Genomic DNA, 17233 nt, shown 5'->3' with positions numbered 1-17233 from the left:
TCAAAGGCTTCGCATGCCGATGAAGACCAGCACACATCCGGCTGCGGCCAGCAGGCTGGCAACCTCGACGCGCCGGCGCGAGCGGATCCAGATTTGCAGCGACACCATCCAGGCGCGCGTTTGATCCGGCGCCAGCAGGTAGGCCAGCAGCGGGATCTCCACGAGTGCGAACGCCACGACATGGAACATCAGCAGCGCGCTGAACTGCGTCATGGCCGCGGTGCCGGAGGCCACGATGGCGGCCAGCGCGGCGAGATAATCCACGGACGGCAACGCGATTCCCAGGCCGGCCACCCCGGCCACCCACAGCGAACGCCCGTGCAGTAGCCGCCGGGAAAACCGCCCCAAACCGTGATGCTCGTGCAGATCCGTCTCGGCCACGGCCGGGCGTTTGAAGCGGCCGACCTTCTCCCGCAGCAGGACCTGAGCACCCAGCACAACGGCAACAAGCAGTGCCGAACCGCCAATCAGAATCTGAAGTTTCGGCAAACTTACCTGCGGTGAACTCAGCAGTCTGCGCTGAAGTCCGAACACCACGGACAGGCCGACGGTCATGCCCATCGCGAAGCCGCCGCACAGAAAAGCGAAAAGCTGCAGCATCGGCCTGGGTCGATTCAGCATCAGCACCGTCATGCCGATCCGGAACGGCTCGACGCTCATCGCGAATGCCATGACCAGCAGGGTGATCCACATGTCAGGATTCGGCTGCCTGGGCGTCCAACGTGGTGTGAAGAGAACCCGGTAGACCAGCGCGTTCGCGTAGCAGAGCAACGACGGACGAGTGCTGCATGATCATTACGTTACCGTCTGGCCTGCAGACCGGTGTGTTGCGCCTCGCCAGACGGTCTCGTTACCTGCCGTCGCTAGGTGCTTACGCCCCAATGCAATACGCGCGACGTCAGCAGGACGATCCCCAGCGAGACCGTCGCGACGACTGTGAGTCCTATCACAGCGACCAGCAGCGGACGCCATCCGGTGCGCGCAATTTGACGGAAATCGGTGCTGAGCCCGACACCGGCGAAGGTCAGCAGAAACGCCCACTTCGACACGTTCGCCAGGTTGGCCGTTTGCCCTTTCGTCAGCCAGCCGGCCGTCGCGATCGCAGAGACCGCCAGGAAGCCCAGCACGAATTTCGGGAACTTCTGCCAGATGAATGAGGCCTTGGCGGTCGCGCCCGGGGCGATCTCGTCGGCCTGTCCGCGCGCGGCCCAGTACAGGGCGAAACCGAGGACGACAAACCCGATCAGCGCGTTGCGGGTCGACTTCACCAGCACCGCGATCTTTCCGGCGTGGTCGGAGAACAGGTAGCCGGTGGCGGTGGTTTCGGCGGTGTTGTCCACGGAAAGACCTGCCCACAGGCCGAATTCGTGGTCGGTAAGCCCGATCGCGTGTCCTAGCGGCGGCAACACGAACAGCGAGACCGCGCCCAGCGCCAGGATCGCCGCGATCGCGTAGCTGACGTCGGAGTTGCGCGCGCGGATCGCGCCCTTGGCCGCGATGATCGCCGACACCCCGCAGATCGATGTGCCGATCGCCAGCAGCGACCCCAGCTTGCCCGACAGTCCGAAGGCGCGTGCCACGACGATGATGACGGTTCCCGCGATCGTCATGTCCACCAGAATCTGGACCAGGCTGATCGCGCCGAGCTTGACGATGTCGCCGAGCACGAAGCGCGCCCCAAGCACCACGATCCCGACCTTGAGCCAGAACTCGTAGGTCTGCACGCCCGGACGAAATATCCGGTGCAGGCCGATGGTGTTGGTGATCAGCAGCCCAATCACGATGGCCCACAAGACGTATTCGATGTCCGGCACCCGCCAGTGCTCGTGTTTGGCCAGCGTGTTCCACCAGAGCTGTGCGTATTTGCCCAGCAAGCCAACGCCGATCAGCAGCACGACCCCCGGCACGTAGTCCAGCGGCTGCCTGCTGGTAAACGTTGGTTCGTCCAGCGTTTCATCCGCTTCGACCCGAGTGGTACTCACGCGATCACCACGGAATCTTCGGAAGCGCATTGGCCACCGCCAACGCCACGATCACACCGGCGATCAGCGTCGCCCACCAGTCCACCGATATCGAGCCGACCCGCTCGCGCCAATCACTCACGCACGCATATTGCCGGGCCCGGCGTCGCGGACCAAGTGATTAGCTCGCGCTGAATCTAGGTGACGGGCGGCTGCGGGCTGCGTTCGTCGAGCAACGCGATGACCCGGGCGGCGAGCTCGTCGATGTCGGCGCCGGACGTGTCGAGCACCAGGTCGGGATTCTCCGGCGCTTCATAGGGCGCGTCGACACCGGTCAACCCTTTGAGCTCGCCCTTGCGGGCCCGCGCGTAAAGACCTTTGGGGTCGCGTCTTTCGCATTCGGCCAGTGAGGTGGCGACGTGCACCTCGATGAACGGCAGCTTGGCGGCGTCGTTGAGAGCGCGTGCGGTCTCCCGGTCCGATTTCAGCGGTGACACCAGCGAGGCCAGTGCGACCACGCCCGCGTCGGCCAGTAACCGAGTCAAATGCCCAACCCGCCTGATGTTTTCGGTGCGATCGCCGGGGGAGAAGCCGAGATCGTCCGAGAGGCCGTGCCGCAGGTTGTCACCGTCGAGCAGATAGGCCACCCGGCCGGATTCGACGAGCGCGCGCTCGACGGCGACCGCGACGGTCGACTTGCCGGAGGCGGGCAGACCGGTGAACCAGATCGTTGCCCCGGCCTGGCCGGTGGCGTGCCACCGGTGGCTACGGTCCAGCGCCGAGGGATGCCAGCGAATGTCGGTGCGTGGATGGGTGCCCGGCTTGACTTCCCGCGCCTCGATGATGGTGCCCGCGCCGACGGTGTCATTCGTGGTCTCGTCGATCAGGATGAACGCGCCGCTGTCGCGATTGTCGGTGTAACTGTCGGCGATCACGACCGAGCTGGTCCGCAGGGTCACGGTGCCGATGTCGTTGAGCGCCAGCTCAACTGGCTGGTCGAGCTCGTCGAGTGTCTCGGGATCCAGCCGCGAGTGCAGTTCCTGCACGGTGGCCCGCACGGTCTTGGCGGTCTGCTTCAGGGCCAGCCGGTCGCCGGCTCGCAGCGGGGTGTCGACGAACCAGCACACGGTCGCGTCCAATTCCCGGGCCTGCACCGGTAGCGCCGCGTCTTCGGCCCCGCTGACCAGGACGTCGCCGCGGCCCACGTCGATGTTGTCGGCCAGTTCGATCGAAACCGACAGCGGCGCAACGCCTGTGGTGCGCTCGTCGTCGAGGGTGTCCAGCGCGGTCACAGTCGAGCGGGTACCGGCGGGTAGCGAGATCACCGGGTCGCCGACGGACAGTGTTCCCGCCGCCAGCCGTCCCGTGTAGCGGCGCCGCACGTCCGCGGTGGGTCGCGAAACCCATTGCACGGGCAGGCGCAGCCGCGACGGCTCGGCGTTCGGTGCGGCCAGTTCGATTCCCTCCAGGTACTCCAGCAGGGTGGGGCCGCTGTACCACGGTGTGTTCTCGGAACGGTGGACGACGTTGTCGCCGTGCTTGGCGGCGATCGGAATGACCGTGATGTCCACCTCGCCCAGGCGTGCCGCCAACTGCCGCAGCTCGTCTTCCACCCTGGCGAACCCGGCTTCGTCGAAGTCGATCAGGTCGATCTTGTTGACGGCCGCGACAAAGTGCTTGATGCCCAACAGCTTTGCGATCCGAGCGTGCCTGCGGGTCTGGCGCAGCACCCCGGCGCGGGCGTCGACCATCAGGATGGCCACGTGGGCGTTGGAGGCACCGGTGAACATGTTGCGGGTGTAGCGCTCGTGGCCCGGAGTGTCGGCCAGGATGTAGCTGCGGCTGGCGGTGGAGAAGAACCGGTAGGCGACGTCGATCGTGATGCCCTGCTCGCGTTCGGCGCGCAGACCGTCGGACAGCGCGGCGAGGTCGGCGATGCCCTCCTCGTCCGTCACCGCCTCCAGGTGGTCCAGCGGCAGGCTGTCGGTGTCGTGCAGTAGCCGCCCGATCAGCGTGCTCTTGCCGTCGTCGACCGAACCCGCGGTGGCGATGCGCAGCAGCTGACGCGTGATGCCCTTGTGCGGCAGAGTCTTTGCGGCGTTCTCGGTAGCCGTCATCAGAAGTAACCCTCTCGCTTGCGGTCTTCCATCGCGGCGGCCGACGTGCGGTCGTCGGCTCGCGTCTCGCCGCGCTCGGACACTGTCGCGGCCGAGATCTCGGTGATCACCCGGGCGATGTCGGTCGCCCGCGAGCGCACCGCCCCGGTGATGGTCAGGTCCCCGACGGTGCGATAGCGCACCCATTCCGTCGCCGCGGTTTCGCCGTTTTGCGGACTGGTGTATTCCGAGACCGCCAGCAGGATGCCGTCACGCTCGAACACCTCGCGTTCGTGCGCGTAGTAAATCGACGGTATCTCAAGGTCTTCCAGCTCGATGTAGCGCCAGACGTCGATCTCGGTCCAGTTGCTCAGCGGGAACACCCGTACTTGCTCGCCCTTTTTGATCCGGCCGTTGTACAGCGACCAGGGCTCCGGTCGCTGAGCCCGGGGATCCCATTGGCCGAACTCGTCGCGGAAGCTCAGGATCCGTTCCTTGGCGCGGGCGCGTTCCTCGTCGCGGCGCGCACCGCCGAAGGCCGCGTCGAATTCACCGGCCTCCAGCGCGTCGAGCAGCGTGCGTGTCTGAGCCCGGTTGCGCGAGGCGCCGGGGCCGGGGTCGGGGACCCGGCCGTTGTCGATGGACTCCTGCACCGACGCGACGATCAGCTTGTGTCCTAGGCCGGTGACCCTGCGGTCCCGGAATTCGATGACCTCGGGAAAATTGTGTCCGGTGTCGACGTGCAGCACCGGAAATGGCAGCGGCAGCGGACGAAAAGCCTTCTCCGCCAGACGAAGCAGCACGATCGAGTCCTTGCCGGCCGAGAACAGCAGAACGGGCCGCTCCAGCTCGGCGACGACCTCACGGATGATGTGTACCGCTTCTGCTTCCAGCAGTCGCAATTCGTCGACGCGGGTGTCGGTTGTGGTGGTCATGTCGGTAGCCCCTCTCGTTCGGCGTCGACCCGGTAACGATCTACCCATTCGTCGGAGCGTTTGTCGGCTTGACGCTCCAGCACCGGATCGGGCGCCAGGTTGGGATCCAGGCCCAACTCTCCGAGAATGTTGCCTACGACTTGAGTCAGATTGCGCCACAACACCGGATACGGGATCTCCAAGGGCTTGACGTCTTCTTCGGCGAACCAGTTGCGCCAACCCTGCTCTTGGGCCCGCAGCATCGTGATGACGTGCGCGATGGCTCCGGCGTGATAGGTGGCGCGCGCATCGCGGACCGGGTCGGGCCGGCCGCGCCAGACCCGGGTCTGTACGGCACGCCAGAACGACACCGCCTGCGACACCACATCGGGCCGATAGACATAGACCAGCAGCGGGTCCTCGCCGACGACATCGCGGATCGCGGCGAGCAGTCCGTCGCCCGACCGATTGGGCAGGCCTTCGGCGCGCTCCAGCAGCAGCGGCGTCTGGTTCCACATCAGCTTGCCGCCCCACACGCCGTTGGGCGTCCTGCCGACGGTGCGGATGTAGTCGCGCCAGATTTCCGGGGGCGCGAGGTCCGGCTTCCCCTCGTCGAGCGGATCGAGCAGACGCAGGATCGACTCGTCGTCAACGCCGGCGAACCACTCCCGCGGTTGGGGCGCCTGGCTGGTTTTCGGCAGATATTGGAAGAACTCCTGGGGTTCGCCGGCCACGCCGGTCGCCCGCAGCGATTCGACGAGTAGCGTGCTGCCGCTGCGCTGGGAGGCCAGCACCAAATAGGACGACGGATTGTTTGCCACCAGCAAAGCCTAGCCCGATGCAAATCCCCTGCAACACGCAGAATTACGTTCACGCTGAGCATAATTCAGCAGCGAAATCGCTTGACCTTCGTCCAAGTTTGCTGGTCAGCACCCGAGGGTGGCCGGATCGGCCGGATCTAGATGTGTCCTGGAATTTCCGGGGGCGGGGCGATCGGTTCCATTCGCGGCGGCAGGAACGGGCTCCCCACACACGCCGCGTCGGCGGGATACAAGGTGCATTGGGGATCGAGCGGACCCGTGGGCGGTCCCGGTGGTGGGGACGCTGTCGGCGGCCCCACCCAGTACGGGCCGCCCTGACACGCGGCGAACCCGGGATACTGCAGGCATCGGGGATCGTCGGGACCAGTGGGCAGATCGGAGCGGAACTTGTCGGGCGAGACCGGCGCACCCGGCGTTGCGCTGGCCGGCACTCCCGCCGAAGCCGTGGCAATAACTGCCAGGGCCACAGACAATTTCGTTATCCGGCATCGAGCACTCGAACCGCGCATCTAACCTCCCGTGCTCGGCTATTCGCTATCGCTGGTTGGACCTTTGCATTTCGGAAAGCCCAGGTCAAGCCCGTTGTCGGCGCGCACGCTGCGCCGCCGCGAAAGATGCGGGCGCACTTGGCATTTGACGCGTTATCCGAGCGCGACATTCAGCGAGCGTTCGGCCTTGATGCGATACGCGCGGTCTTGTTCTCGGGTTCGGTGACGCCTCGGCATGAGGACACCACGACCGCCCGGCGGATGGTCACTCCTTGGAGCAGTGGGCAATTCGCCGGTGGGCAGGCACAGTGCGGGAAACAGCAGGCTACTGCCCGGACGAGTGACGTACGTCTGCCCGTTCGGAGTCGTCCACACGACCGTGCCATCGGGCCGTTGCTCGTCATGCCAGCTGGTCCAGAAAGTCTTCAGCAGGTGGTGTTTTCGGCATAGGCACTTGAGGTTCGACGCATGCGTCGGCCCTAGCGGGTAGGGGACCGTATGGTCCAGATCGCAGTATTCCGCGGGACGATCGCAGCCGGGGAAGCGGCAGGTCAAATCCCGGCACCGGATGAAACGGTCCAAACCCGCCGATGGGTGGTAGCCCGCCTCGGGACAGGCCCCGGCGGGGTGGACCACGGGCCGCACCTTGGCGCCATTGCGGATGAGTTCCGCCATCAGCGGCGCCGGGACCATACCGCCGCCGCGGATATGGGCGGCGGGTGTCCACTCCGGCGCGGGCGGTTCGGGGTCCGGGGCCAGCGCGACGTGTAGCGGTGTATCCGCAGTAAGCGGGCGGCTTGGGAGTTCGCCCGAGATGCACGGATCCGGCCGGGCGCCGAGGGCGGCTTCCTCGGCGATGACATGAATCATCACCGCGCGGGCGCGTGGGTCGGTGTCGAGGGCGGCTGGACATTCGGGTGCTCCGCACGCGCACGCCAGTAGATCGGAACCGGCGGCCAGCGCGCCCAGCGCATCAGCGCGACGTTGCGCGAGCGTGCGGGGGTCGCGGTCGCACACCTGGTGTGCCATCTGAGTCAACCTCCGGTCCAGCACGGCTGCGTCGGTCGCGAACAAGGAGCCCCATAGCGCCGCGGTGCCGGAGTTACCGTCCGCGGGGCTGATCACCACATCACGCCCGCGGGCGGCGGCCCGGGTGCGGCGCACCGCCGCGGGATCGTGGCGGTCGACGATCGTGTCGATAGCCTGGCTGCTCTTGGCGGCCGAGAGTGGCCCGAACCGCGCGGCCGCACCGGCGAGTGCCGCGTCGACAATCTGCAGAGTTCGCGGGTCGGTGATCAAGTCGGTACGCCAAACCAACGCCGTGGCCAACCGTGCGCTGAGGACGCCTTCGGCGAACAGGGCCGCCACCCGGGGCAGTCGGTCTCGCAACGCCACTGCGAGATACATCTGCCCGGATGCCGTTCCATGGCTAATTCCCTGCGCAGCAGCAACTTCCGCGGCGATCGCATCCCAGTTGTCACACGACCAGCTGCCCCGATCCACGGGACCATCGGCACGCAGGCGCACCAATTCGGCGACAGCCTGCAGTTTGCGCGCCGCGGCCGCCGCTTCGGCGCGGGCGCATTCGGTGATGCTGGCCACCACCGCGCGATCACTATCGAACATAGTTTCGAATATAGCGAACTCCACTGACTCAAACTTTTTGGCAGGGTCACCCCCTGTGGATAGACGGCGGACTGTGGATAACGCCGCCAGCCGCTAGGCACGCTCCGCTAGGCGCTCGCGCGCTCCAGCACCCGCAGCCCCAGCGAAAAGACCAGCCGCACTTCGGGATCACCCAGCGACGTCGCCAGCAGCTTTTCGATCCGGCGTACCCGATAGCGCACCGTGTTCGGATGCACCTGCAACCAATATGCGGCCGTGGCGATGTCGCCGAAGCTGTCCAGGTAGGCCCGCAGCGTCTCGGCCAGCACAGGATCGCGCGCCCGCAGATCGCGTATCCGCGGATCGACCAACCGCTCGTCGGTTCCGATCGTCGTGATGATCTCGTCGAGCAGGACGGTGGTGCGCGCCTCGGCCAGCGTCGTCACCGGCCCAATCGAAACCGGGTGTCGCTCGGCGCTATCGAGTACTCGATCGACCTCGCTGCGGGCGGCGGCGACCCCGGCCAGGCCGGCGACCGGCGCGGCGATGGCGGCCCGCAGCTCGACACCGAGTTCGGCACGCAAGGCGCTGATCGTGCCGCGCACCCACGACGTCACCGACCGGGCTGTCGACGTCCCGGGCAGCAGTACATACATTCGCGATCCTCGCGAGGCGATTTGAGCGTCACGCCGAAAAGCGCTGGCGCTCAACGCTAAAACGTCAGCCAGTCGTGCGTGGCGGGATCCGGTGTCGGTTGCGTCCCAACCGATCAGCGCCGCGGTATCGTCGGCGGCCAGGCCCAGCTCACCGGCGATCGCCGCCACGTCGGCCGGATCGGCGTCGGTCAGGCCGAGCAACTGCTGGACCCGTCGCGCATGCGTTGACGGCCGGGCCGCGAGCCGAAACATGATGCGAGCGGCCAACACTGCCGCGCCACGCAGGATCTCCTCGGCGTCGTCGGCCAGTGGCGCTGACCCCTGTTGCACCCAGATGGTGCCGGCGAACACCGGCGGACGCCGCGGCCCGGCCGGCGGCTGGTAGATCCCGATCGCCAACCGTGGACGCAGACCCAACTCCGGGCGCTCGTCGACGCGGACCACCTCGGCGTTGGCCCGCAGCGCATCGAAGATTCCCCACTGGCCGATCCACTTCAGGTGCTCGGGCGGTCCGGCCCGGCCCAGGATGGACAGCCGGCGCAGTTCGTCGGCCTCGTCATTGGAGGCCGAGTAGGCGAGCACGTGCGACTGCGCGTCTTCGATGCTGACCATGCCGTGGATGCGATCGGCGAGCGACTGCGCCAAGCCGAACAGATCGGTGCCGGAGTCTTCCGTCGGATCGGTGCGATCGCCGTGGTGGTCCAGCACGTAGTTGACCAATTGGTACAGCCGCTCCCAGCGGGCCTGCGGCTCGACGGCCACGACCGCCGACCCGACCGCTACCGCCCTGGTCACCAGTGCGGCCGACGGCTCTTTGGCGAAAATCGCCACCGGGACGCGCTCGCGTGCCTGCTTGTCGATCCAGCGCAGCGCCTCGTCCTCTTCCTTCAGGGCGACACCCAGCAGGAAGAACACATCGGCGGAGCTCGCTGCCGCCGCCAGGCCCAGCCGGACGTCGTCGGAGTCGATCAGCGCCGCCGATCGCACCGGCAGGTCCAGGCCACGCGGCGCCTCGGCCAGGCTGACCAGCGTCGCATCCAGCGCCAGCAGCAGCTGACCCAGTCCGACCCCCGGCATCCGCATATTGTCGGATTTTACTACGAGTGATCGGATATCTTGTCTGATCAGCTAACGGGATGACGGCTTGCGCCGAGGATCCTGGGCACCATGGATGCGATCACGCAGGTGCCGACGCCGGTCAACGAGCCGGTCCACGACTACGCCCCCCACTCGCCCGAACGCGCCCGCCTGCATGCCGAACTGGCCGCGCTGGCCGATCAGCCGATCGAGCTCCCGCACGTCATCGGCGGCTTACACAAAATGGGCGACGGTGCCCGCATCGACGTCGTCGCGCCGCACCGGCACGACGCCACGCTGGGCACCCTGACCAACGCCGGGCATGCCGACGCGACGGCGGCCATCGAGGCCGCGATGGCCGCCAAGCATGACTGGGCGGCCCTGCCGTTCGATGAGCGCGCCGCGGTGTTCCTGCGTGCCGCCGACCTGCTCGCGGGCCCGTGGCGGGAGAAGATCGCCGCCGCGACGATGCTCGGCCAGTCCAAGTCCGCGTATCAGGCCGAGATCGATTCGCCGTGCGAGCAGATCGACTTCTGGCGGTTCAACGTGGCTTTCGCCCGTCAGATCCTGGCGCAACAGCCGGTCAGCGGGCCGGGGGAATGGAACCGCAGCGAGTACCGGCCGCTGGACGGCTTCGTCTACGCGATCACGCCGTTCAACTTCACCTCGATCGCGGGCAACCTGCCGACCGCGCCCGCACTGATGGGCAACACCGTGGTGTGGAAGCCGTCGATCACCCAGACGCTGTCGGCGTATCTGACCATGCAGCTGCTCGAGGCCGCCGGCTTACCGCCCGGCGTGATCAACCTGGTCACCGGCGACGGCTTCGCGGTTTCCGATGTGGCACTGGCCGATCCGCGGCTGGCCGGAATCCACTTCACCGGGTCGACCGCCACGTTTCAGCAGCTGTGGCAGCAGGTTGGCACCAATATCGGCCGCTACCAAAGCTATCCGAGACTGGTCGGCGAGACCGGCGGTAAGGACTTCGTGGTCGCGCATACCTCGGCGCGCCCAGAAGTGTTGTGCACGGCGCTGATTCGAGGGGCGTTCGACTACCAGGGCCAGAAGTGCTCGGCGGCGTCGCGGGCATTCATCCCGCACTCGGTATGGCAACGTATGGGCGACGACTTCCTGGGCGCGACGGCCGGCCTGAGTTACGGCGACATCACCGACTTGACCAACTACGGTGGCGCCCTGATCGACCGGCGAGCCTTTGCCAAGAACGTCAACGCCATCGAGCGGGCCAAGGGCGCGGCCGGTGTCACGATCGCGGTCGGTGGTGAATACGACGACAGCGTCGGCTATTTCGTGCGCCCGACCGTGCTGTTGTCCGACGACCCGACCGACGAGGCGTTTTCGACGGAGTACTTCGGCCCGCTGCTTTCCGTTCACGTCTACCCCGACGATTCCTACGAACGCATCCTCGACGTGATCGACACGGGGTCGCGCTACGCGCTGACCGGTGCGGTGATCGCCGACGACCGTCGGGCCGTGCTCACCGCGCAGGAGCGGCTGCGTTTCGCGGCCGGCAACTTCTACGTCAACGACAAGCCGACCGGGGCCGTCGTCGGACGCCAGCCGTTCGGCGGGTCGCGTGGCTCGGGGACCAACGACAAGGCCGGCTCGGTGCTGAACCTGCTGCGCTGGACGTCGGCGCGCACCATCAAGGAGACATTCGTCCCGGCCACGCAATACACGTACCCGCACATGGGGTCCGACTGATGGCCGGCGTGTTCGCCAGCACGCTACGGCCGGCCATCATGGCCGCCAGCCGGCGTCCGGGTCTGCGCCGCGCCGCGGAAGGGCTGCCGGTCACCCGTAAGGTGGTGCACCGCTTCGTACCCGGCGAGACGATCGATTCCGCAGTGAATAGCGTTGTTGCGCTGCGCTCTTCGAGCCGCCTGGTCAGCGTCGACTATCTGGGCGAGGATGTCGTGAACGCCGACGGCGCCGATGCGGCCGTCCGGGTCTACCTCGACCTGATCGAACGGTTGGGCCGCCTGGATTCTTCGGGTGCGCGAATCCGGCCGCAGGAGGTCTCGGTCAAGCTATCGGCGCTGGGGCAGTCGCTGCAGCGTGACGGAGAAAAGATCGCCCGGGACAACGCCTGGTCGATCTGCGACGCCGCGCGGCGGGCCGGGGTATGGGTGACGGTGGACGCCGAGAACCACACCACGACCGATTCGACGCTGTCCATCGTGCGGGAGCTGCGAAACGAATTTCCTTGGCTGGGCACGGTTTTGCAGACGTATCTGAAGCGTACGCTGAGCGACTGCCGGGAGTTCGCCGCTTCCGGGGCCCGGATCCGGCTGTGCAAGGGCGCCTACGACGAGCCGGCGGCGGTGGCCTACCGGGGCCGCGACGAGGTCACCGACTCCTATCTGGCCTGCTTGCGGGTGCTGATGGCCGGCTCGGGATATCCGATGGTGGCCTCCCACGACCCCGCCATCATCGCGGCGGTGCCGGCGCTGCTGCGCGAATCGGGCCGTGGCACCGACGAATTCGAATACCAGATGCTGTACGGAATCCGCGACGACGAACAGCGCCGACTGGCCGACGCCGGTCATCACGTTCGCGTCTACGTGCCCTTCGGCACCCAGTGGTACGGCTACTTCATGCGCCGGCTCGCCGAACGGCCCGCCAACCTGACGTTCTTCCTGCGGGCGCTGGCGCAGCGCGGGCACTGAGCTCACGCAGTCGCGCAGGCGTAGCGTCACGGCCATGAGCCCGGTCGTCGACGAGCGGCCCGACCCCGCCCGCACCCATCTGCGCCATGCCGATCCCGTGCTGGCGAACATCATCGACAAGCACCCCGACTTCGACCCCCGCGCGTGGCTGGCGGACCTCCCGCCTCTGGACGCGTTCGCGACGTTGATCTTCCAGATCATCGGCCAACAACTATCCGTCGCAGCCACCCGCCGTATCCTCGACCGCCTCCAGGACCGGTTCAACGGACACCTCCCCACCCCCGCCGAGCTGCTGGCCATCGATCCCGACCAGCTCCGCCGGATCGGGCTGTCGCGCCGCAAGATCGGCACGCTGCGAACCGTCGCCGCCCAGTTCGCCGACGGCACTCTCAGCGCCAGCGAGCTGCGCCGACTGTCCGATGACGAGATCGAGACGCGCCTGACCGCCATCCCCGGTATCGGGCCCTGGACTGTGCACGGCTTTCTGATCATCGCGTTCGCGCGCCCCGACGTGGTGCTGCCCGGAGACCTGGCCCTGCGCAAGGCCATTCAGCGGTCCTATGGGCTCGACCACCTACCCAGCCAGGACGAAGTGGTCCGCCTCGCAGAGCCGTGGCGGCCGTATCGCAGCCTTGCCAGCGCCTACCTATTCCAGAACGCCTTCGGCCCTGCCGCACCGTCGACCGGTACCACCGCCGATACCGAGATTTGACTCCGCACGCGCCTCATTGCCATTTGAGTTCGTCGTCGAGTCGTCCGGCCTGCTCGTCCTGCGCAGCGGCGGGGCGGGGATCGATCGTGACCTCTTGCCAGTAGGCTGGACCGTAAAGGTGAATATCGTTGCCGCTGTTAACCTTTAACACGCCGCCGGTGAGTACTTCGTAGGTGGCGTCGTCCGGGTACTCGTCGTCTTCGTCGTGGCCCTCGAGTTGGACCCACATTTTCATGGTGAAAGCAGTCCTTCGCAACCTGGCGAGTTCGCTAATCCTCGTCTTCGATGCCATCGATCTCGTCGTCGATGATGTGAACCGCGGCTTCTTCGGCAGAGGCGGCGCCGCCACAGATACCGACGTCCTCGGCGACCAACTCTGCCTCGGCGTCTTCGCCAAATCCCTGGTCCGGTGCCAAAAGCCGGCCCGCTCGGACTCGACCGACCTCGCGCCGCCGGGCAAATTCGGCTTCGCGCTCCGATTCGTCGGAGCGTTGTCGCTCGGCCTCATCGAGCACCACGTTGAGTCGCGACGCCGGATCCGGTTCTTCCTCGCCGAGCATCTGGTCCAGGGTTTCAGACGGGCCAAATGCACCGGGCCCGTAGGGCTGCTCGGGCGGCGAATAGCCCTCGTCGAGAACGTCGTCCACACCGCGGTCGATCAGACTGTCTTCTGGTTGAAGTTGGTCGTTGTCTTCGGCGCTGTATTCGCCTGCGGCAGGGCGTGCCTCGTAGTGAGTGCTCATGATCGTGTGCTCCTGAATCGTGGTAACAGTGCCCGTGGCAGGCTTACGCCATCCAGGGGTCAGCCCGTGGTCATGAAGTGCAGTGTGTACGACGAGGGCCGCTGTCGCGAGGGCCGAAAGTCATGTGTTGAGCCTGTTCTGCATCAACGACGAGGGCGGGTTCCTAAGGGTTGGGACAGCCGTCGCGGTTGGGTCCGTCGAATGACGTTGGTGCATTCTGCAGGGCGGTGTGCAACACCTCGAAGACCTGCGGGTCCCAGGTGAGCGCCGTATTCCAGTCCAGGCCCGCGGCATTGGACACGTAAATGCTGTGCGTGTCGTCGAAGGTATAGCAGCGCCGGTGTGGCAGCACCTGGTCCCCGACATCGCCTGCCAGCGCGCTGCGCAGCGCGACGATGCCGTCATTCGGCCACACCATCGCGTTCACCGGACCCGGCCTGGCGAACCTCGTGCCGCCGATCAGCACCACCGGGACTTTGTCCAACACCCCGGACTGGAATTGATTCCATCCGTCCTTGCCCATCAGGTAGGGCTGGTTGACCTCGCGCCCGGAGCCCGACATCAGGCGCAGCACTTCATCCTTGCAGCCCTTCATCGCGTTCTCGCAGAACTGATCGCCGGCACAGTCGGTGAGCGGGACGAAGTCATTTGCGTAATCCGAAAGGTAGGAGCCTTGCCAGGGCGTCCCGATCGTGGTCAGCGAACGCACGCGCACCGGGGAGTTCGTGGTGGCCAGCACGCGGATTGCCGCGCGCGAGTACAAGCCGCCCATCGAATGGCCGACCAGATCGACGACGTTGATGCCCCTGTCGCTGTGCAGATAATTCAGGAAGCGGGCCAGATGCTCACCTGCCGTGTCGATGCTGCCGGTGGAGTTGACGGTCATGTTCTCCGGCAAGGTGATCGGGCACTGCCCGAAAGCGCCGAAGCCGCTCTGATCCACTACTTGCCCGCGGCCGGCCATCGCTGGTGAGGTGAAAGCCCGGTAATGCTGGGTGAGCAGATATTCCCGGATCGCGGTGTCGGTGTTGCCCGCCGCAAGCCCCGTCGCGCAGGCTTGGTCCGGCGTGGTGAATGGGCTCGTCGCGTCGCCACCCGATACGACCACCACCGCGTGTGGATCCTGGGGGCTGTTGCAACCCGACAATAGGGGCGAAATCGCAAGCAGGACTGCGATGATTGCTCTGATTTTTCGCAGGGCAGACGATGTGTTCATGTCAGTCACCGCCTCCGCGGGCGCTCGCTGGCGAACCCGCGCACCACATGCGCGCAGACGAATTCGGTGACGACGTCGGGGTCGTCCATATCCCGGATCGGCGACGGTGTGCTGAACAACGAGAACAGGATTCGCGCGAACCATTCGCCCGCTGCTTCGATGTCGAGGTCCTTACGGACCTCGCCGGTCAGCTTGGCCGCGGACAGATAGGGCGAGAGGAAGTCCACGCACTCGCGCAGCAGCACGGCCGCGTCCTTGGTCAGCAGCAGGCTGATCGCGTCCTCGTCGAAGTACTCCTCGGAGGCCATGACCCGTCGCGCCTGCGTCACGAACACCGCTGCCGCACATAGCTTGTCCTCGAGCGAGCTGCCGCGTTCCATCGCCTTGCTCATCTCGCGGTAGAACTGCTGCGACGCGTGCTCGGCGCACGCCTCCACGATGGACGCCTTGTCGGAAAAGTATTCGTAGATGGTGCTGCGCGATATCCCGGCCTGCTTGGCGATATCGACGATCGTGGCCTTCTGCAGACCCTGCCTACCGAAGCAGGCGAACGCGGATTCGACGATGACCTCGCGCGTATCGGTCGCCTGGCGGTCTGCAGAAATCTGAGTCACGAGTCCCCTCAGCCCGCCGGCGCGAGAATCAAGCCACTAGTCGGCACACCGGTACCCGAGGTGACCAACACGTGTTCGACGTCGTCGACCTGGTTGTACGACGTTCCGCGGACCTGCCGCACACCCTCGGTGATGCCGTTCATCCCGTGGATGTAGGCCTCGCCGAGCAAACCGCCGTTGGTATTGATCGGGAATTCTCCGCCCAGCGACAGCCGCTCCACGGTGGCGAAGTCTTTGGCTTCGCCGCGCCCGCAGAAGCCGAGTTCCTCGAGCTGGGTGAACACGAACGGTGTGAAATGGTCGTAGATGAAGGCGGTTTGGATGTCCTGGGGCTTGAGGCCCGAGTCACGCCACAGCCGGTCTGCGACCACGCCCATCTCCGGGAGACCGGTGATGTCGTCGCGGTAGTAACTGGTCATCATCTCGCCGTTGGCGGCCGCGCCCTGCGCGGCGGCCGTGATGATCGCCGGCGGTTGCTTCAGGTCGCGGGCGCGCTGCGCGCTGGTCACCACCAGCGCGACACCGCCGTCGCTTTCCTGACAGCAATCCAGCAGCCGCAGCACGGGTTCGACGATCCAGCGCGACTTCTGGTGGTCTTCCAACGTGATCGGGCGCTGGTAGAACCACGCGTCGGGGTTGGTGGCGGCGTGTTTGCGGTCGACGACCGCGATGCGGCCGAAGTCTTCGTTGGTGACGCCGTAGGTCGACATGTAGCGCTGGGCGTGCATCGCGACCCACGCTGCGGGAGTGAGCAATCCGAACGGCGCGTAGTGCGCCATGAACAGTGGGGTCTCGGTCATGTTGCGCCCGCTGCCGCCGAACCGGAACCCGGAACGTTCGTTGAAGGCGCGCCAGCACACCACCACGTCAGCGACCCCGGTCGCGACGGCCATCGCCGCATGCACGACGGTGCCGGCCGCGGCACCGCCGCCGTGGTGCACGCGGGAGAAGAAGCTGAGATCGCCGATGCCCACGTTGCGGGCGATGTCGATCTCGTCGCTGGAGTCCATCGTGAAGGTGACCATGCCGTCGACGTCACTGGGCGCCAGGCCCGCATCGTCGAGCGCGGCGCTGACCGCCTCACACGCCAATTGCAGTTCACTGCGCCCGGATTCCTTAGAGAATTCGGTCTGGCCGATTCCGGCGATCGCAGCAGCGCCGGGCAATAAAGGACTGGCGCTCATGCGTCGGCTCCGTCCAGCAGGCTGAGGATCGCCGTCCCCGAGACATGGTCGCCAAGGCTGTTGGCGCCGGCGAAGGTGACCTCGACGAAGTTCTCACCGCCCGTCCCTTCGGTCTTGGCGGTCACGCTGCCGGTGAAGCGCAGCGGATCGTCGGGAAAACACGGCACGCCCAAGCGAATCGACAGATTCTTGACCATCGCTTCGGGGCCGGCCCAATCCGTCAGGAAGCGCACGCAATATCCGTTGGTGGTGAGGATGTTCATGAACAGGTTGGGCGAGCCCTGCTTCTTCGCGTATTCCACGTCGTGGTGCACCGGCATGAAGTCACGCGAGGCGATCGCGCCGGCCACGATCATCGTTGTGGTGATCGGGATTTCGAGTGGGCTGACCTCGTCCCCGACATTGATGTCGGCCCACTTCAAGGTGGTGGTGCGGTGTGCGGTCGTCGTCATCGTTTCC

Annotated in this window: 17 protein-coding genes; 3 read left to right on the top strand and 14 right to left on the bottom strand. The window is 66.3% G+C overall.

All coding sequences use genetic code 11. The annotated features are described in order from the left end of the window. The 8 genes from MAAFP003_RS21225 to MAAFP003_RS21195 all read right to left on the bottom strand — a co-directional run bounded on the left by MAAFP003_RS21225 (position 1) and on the right by MAAFP003_RS21195 (position 9624). Positions 1 to 693, bottom strand: coding sequence for a GAP family protein (locus MAAFP003_RS21225; RefSeq protein ID WP_096289698.1), 693 nt, complete (start codon positions 691 to 693; stop codon positions 1 to 3). Between the two features lie 170 nt (positions 694 to 863). Then, positions 864 to 2012 carry a YeiH family protein gene (locus MAAFP003_RS21220; RefSeq protein ID WP_096289697.1) on the bottom strand — a complete coding sequence of 383 codons (1149 nt, stop codon included), beginning with the start codon at positions 2010 to 2012 and terminating at the stop codon, positions 864 to 866. A gap of 146 nt (positions 2013 to 2158) precedes the next feature. After that, entirely contained in the window at positions 2159 to 4078 is a 1920-nt protein-coding gene (gene cysC, locus MAAFP003_RS21215; RefSeq protein ID WP_096289696.1) for an adenylyl-sulfate kinase, read from the bottom strand. Then, positions 4078 to 4992 (bottom strand): sulfate adenylyltransferase subunit CysD, encoded by a 915-nt coding sequence (cysD, locus tag MAAFP003_RS21210; protein ID WP_096289695.1) that lies wholly within the window; start codon positions 4990 to 4992, stop codon positions 4078 to 4080. Before cysD ends, cysC begins: the two co-directional genes overlap by 1 nt. Next, complete coding sequence (gene stf0, locus MAAFP003_RS21205) at positions 4989 to 5792, bottom strand: trehalose 2-sulfotransferase (RefSeq protein ID WP_096289694.1); 804 nt, start codon at positions 5790 to 5792, stop codon at positions 4989 to 4991. The genes cysD and stf0 overlap by 4 nt, the downstream gene beginning before the upstream one ends. A 137-nt stretch (positions 5793 to 5929) precedes the next feature. After that, positions 5930 to 6259 carry a hypothetical protein gene (locus MAAFP003_RS28975; RefSeq protein WP_133160878.1) on the bottom strand — a complete coding sequence of 110 codons (330 nt, stop codon included), beginning with the start codon at positions 6257 to 6259 and terminating at the stop codon, positions 5930 to 5932. A 174-nt stretch (positions 6260 to 6433) separates the two neighbouring features. After that, positions 6434 to 7906: an HNH endonuclease signature motif containing protein gene (locus tag MAAFP003_RS21200; RefSeq protein ID WP_096289693.1), complete on the bottom strand. Its 1473-nt coding sequence runs from the start codon at positions 7904 to 7906 to the stop codon at positions 6434 to 6436. A gap of 107 nt (positions 7907 to 8013) precedes the next feature. Next, a complete protein-coding gene (locus tag MAAFP003_RS21195; protein ID WP_096289692.1) occupies positions 8014 to 9624 on the bottom strand; it encodes a PucR family transcriptional regulator in 1611 nt (536 codons plus the stop codon). Between the two features lie 84 nt (positions 9625 to 9708). Between MAAFP003_RS21195 and pruA the strand changes: the two genes are divergently transcribed. The 3 genes from pruA to MAAFP003_RS21180 are packed head-to-tail and all read left to right on the top strand — an operon-like array spanning position 9709 to position 13017. Next, a complete protein-coding gene (gene pruA, locus MAAFP003_RS21190) occupies positions 9709 to 11340 on the top strand; it encodes an L-glutamate gamma-semialdehyde dehydrogenase (protein ID WP_096289691.1) in 1632 nt (543 codons plus the stop codon). Beyond that, complete coding sequence (locus MAAFP003_RS21185; protein WP_096289690.1) at positions 11340 to 12305, top strand: proline dehydrogenase family protein; 966 nt, start codon at positions 11340 to 11342, stop codon at positions 12303 to 12305. Before pruA ends, MAAFP003_RS21185 begins: the two co-directional genes overlap by 1 nt. A gap of 34 nt (positions 12306 to 12339) precedes the next feature. Beyond that, entirely contained in the window at positions 12340 to 13017 is a 678-nt protein-coding gene (locus tag MAAFP003_RS21180) for a DNA-3-methyladenine glycosylase family protein (RefSeq protein WP_096289689.1), read from the top strand. 13 nt (positions 13018 to 13030) lie between these two features. On the opposite strand, the gene MAAFP003_RS21175 is transcribed toward MAAFP003_RS21180, so the two are convergent. The 6 genes from MAAFP003_RS21175 to MAAFP003_RS21150 form a co-directional block, all read right to left on the bottom strand. Next, entirely contained in the window at positions 13031 to 13252 is a 222-nt protein-coding gene (locus MAAFP003_RS21175; RefSeq protein ID WP_096289688.1) for a hypothetical protein, read from the bottom strand. 34 nt (positions 13253 to 13286) lie between these two features. Then, positions 13287 to 13760, bottom strand: a complete 474-nt coding sequence (locus tag MAAFP003_RS21170) for a DUF5709 domain-containing protein (protein ID WP_096289687.1) — start codon at positions 13758 to 13760, stop codon at positions 13287 to 13289. Between the two features lie 163 nt (positions 13761 to 13923). Next, complete coding sequence (locus MAAFP003_RS21165) at positions 13924 to 14871, bottom strand: lipase family alpha/beta hydrolase (RefSeq protein ID WP_243394170.1); 948 nt, start codon at positions 14869 to 14871, stop codon at positions 13924 to 13926. 110 nt (positions 14872 to 14981) lie between these two features. Then, positions 14982 to 15590 (bottom strand): TetR/AcrR family transcriptional regulator, encoded by a 609-nt coding sequence (locus tag MAAFP003_RS21160; protein ID WP_096289685.1) that lies wholly within the window; start codon positions 15588 to 15590, stop codon positions 14982 to 14984. An 8-nt stretch (positions 15591 to 15598) separates the two neighbouring features. After that, the gene (locus MAAFP003_RS21155; protein WP_096289684.1) at positions 15599 to 16774 is read right to left on the bottom strand and encodes a lipid-transfer protein; all 1176 of its coding nucleotides are present in this window, start codon (positions 16772 to 16774) and stop codon (positions 15599 to 15601) included. Further along, positions 16771 to 17226, bottom strand: a complete 456-nt coding sequence (locus MAAFP003_RS21150; protein ID WP_096289683.1) for a MaoC family dehydratase — start codon at positions 17224 to 17226, stop codon at positions 16771 to 16773. Before MAAFP003_RS21150 ends, MAAFP003_RS21155 begins: the two co-directional genes overlap by 4 nt. Between the last annotated feature and the right edge of the window lie 7 nt (positions 17227 to 17233).

Origin of the sequence: Mycobacterium ahvazicum (genome assembly GCF_900176255.2) — a bacterium.
Taxonomy (GTDB): Bacteria; Actinomycetota; Actinomycetes; order Mycobacteriales; family Mycobacteriaceae; genus Mycobacterium; species Mycobacterium ahvazicum.
This window is presented reverse-complemented; position numbering and strand designations above follow the sequence as displayed.

Bases quoted from the DNA above. Each gene is read 5' to 3' on its own strand.
- MAAFP003_RS21225 (WP_096289698.1), bottom strand. From the start codon at position 693: ATGTGGATCACCCTGCTGGTCATGGCATTCGCGATGAGCGTCGAGCCG.
- MAAFP003_RS21220 (WP_096289697.1), bottom strand. From the start codon at position 2,012: ATGCGCTTCCGAAGATTCCGTGGTGATCGCGTGAGTACCACTCGGGTC.
- cysC (WP_096289696.1), bottom strand. From the start codon at position 4,078: ATGACGGCTACCGAGAACGCCGCAAAGACTCTGCCGCACAAGGGCATC.
- cysD (WP_096289695.1), bottom strand. From the start codon at position 4,992: ATGACCACCACAACCGACACCCGCGTCGACGAATTGCGACTGCTGGAA.
- MAAFP003_RS21200 (WP_096289693.1), bottom strand. From the start codon at position 7,906: ATGTTCGATAGTGATCGCGCGGTGGTGGCCAGCATCACCGAATGCGCC.
- MAAFP003_RS21195 (WP_096289692.1), bottom strand. From the start codon at position 9,624: ATGCGGATGCCGGGGGTCGGACTGGGTCAGCTGCTGCTGGCGCTGGAT.
- pruA (WP_096289691.1), top strand. From the start codon at position 9,709: ATGGATGCGATCACGCAGGTGCCGACGCCGGTCAACGAGCCGGTCCAC.
- MAAFP003_RS21185 (WP_096289690.1), top strand. From the start codon at position 11,340: ATGGCCGGCGTGTTCGCCAGCACGCTACGGCCGGCCATCATGGCCGCC.
- MAAFP003_RS21180 (WP_096289689.1), top strand. From the start codon at position 12,340: ATGAGCCCGGTCGTCGACGAGCGGCCCGACCCCGCCCGCACCCATCTG.
- MAAFP003_RS21175 (WP_096289688.1), bottom strand. From the start codon at position 13,252: ATGAAAATGTGGGTCCAACTCGAGGGCCACGACGAAGACGACGAGTAC.
- MAAFP003_RS21170 (WP_096289687.1), bottom strand. From the start codon at position 13,760: ATGAGCACTCACTACGAGGCACGCCCTGCCGCAGGCGAATACAGCGCC.
- MAAFP003_RS21155 (WP_096289684.1), bottom strand. From the start codon at position 16,774: ATGAGCGCCAGTCCTTTATTGCCCGGCGCTGCTGCGATCGCCGGAATC.
- MAAFP003_RS21150 (WP_096289683.1), bottom strand. From the start codon at position 17,226: ATGACGACGACCGCACACCGCACCACCACCTTGAAGTGGGCCGACATC.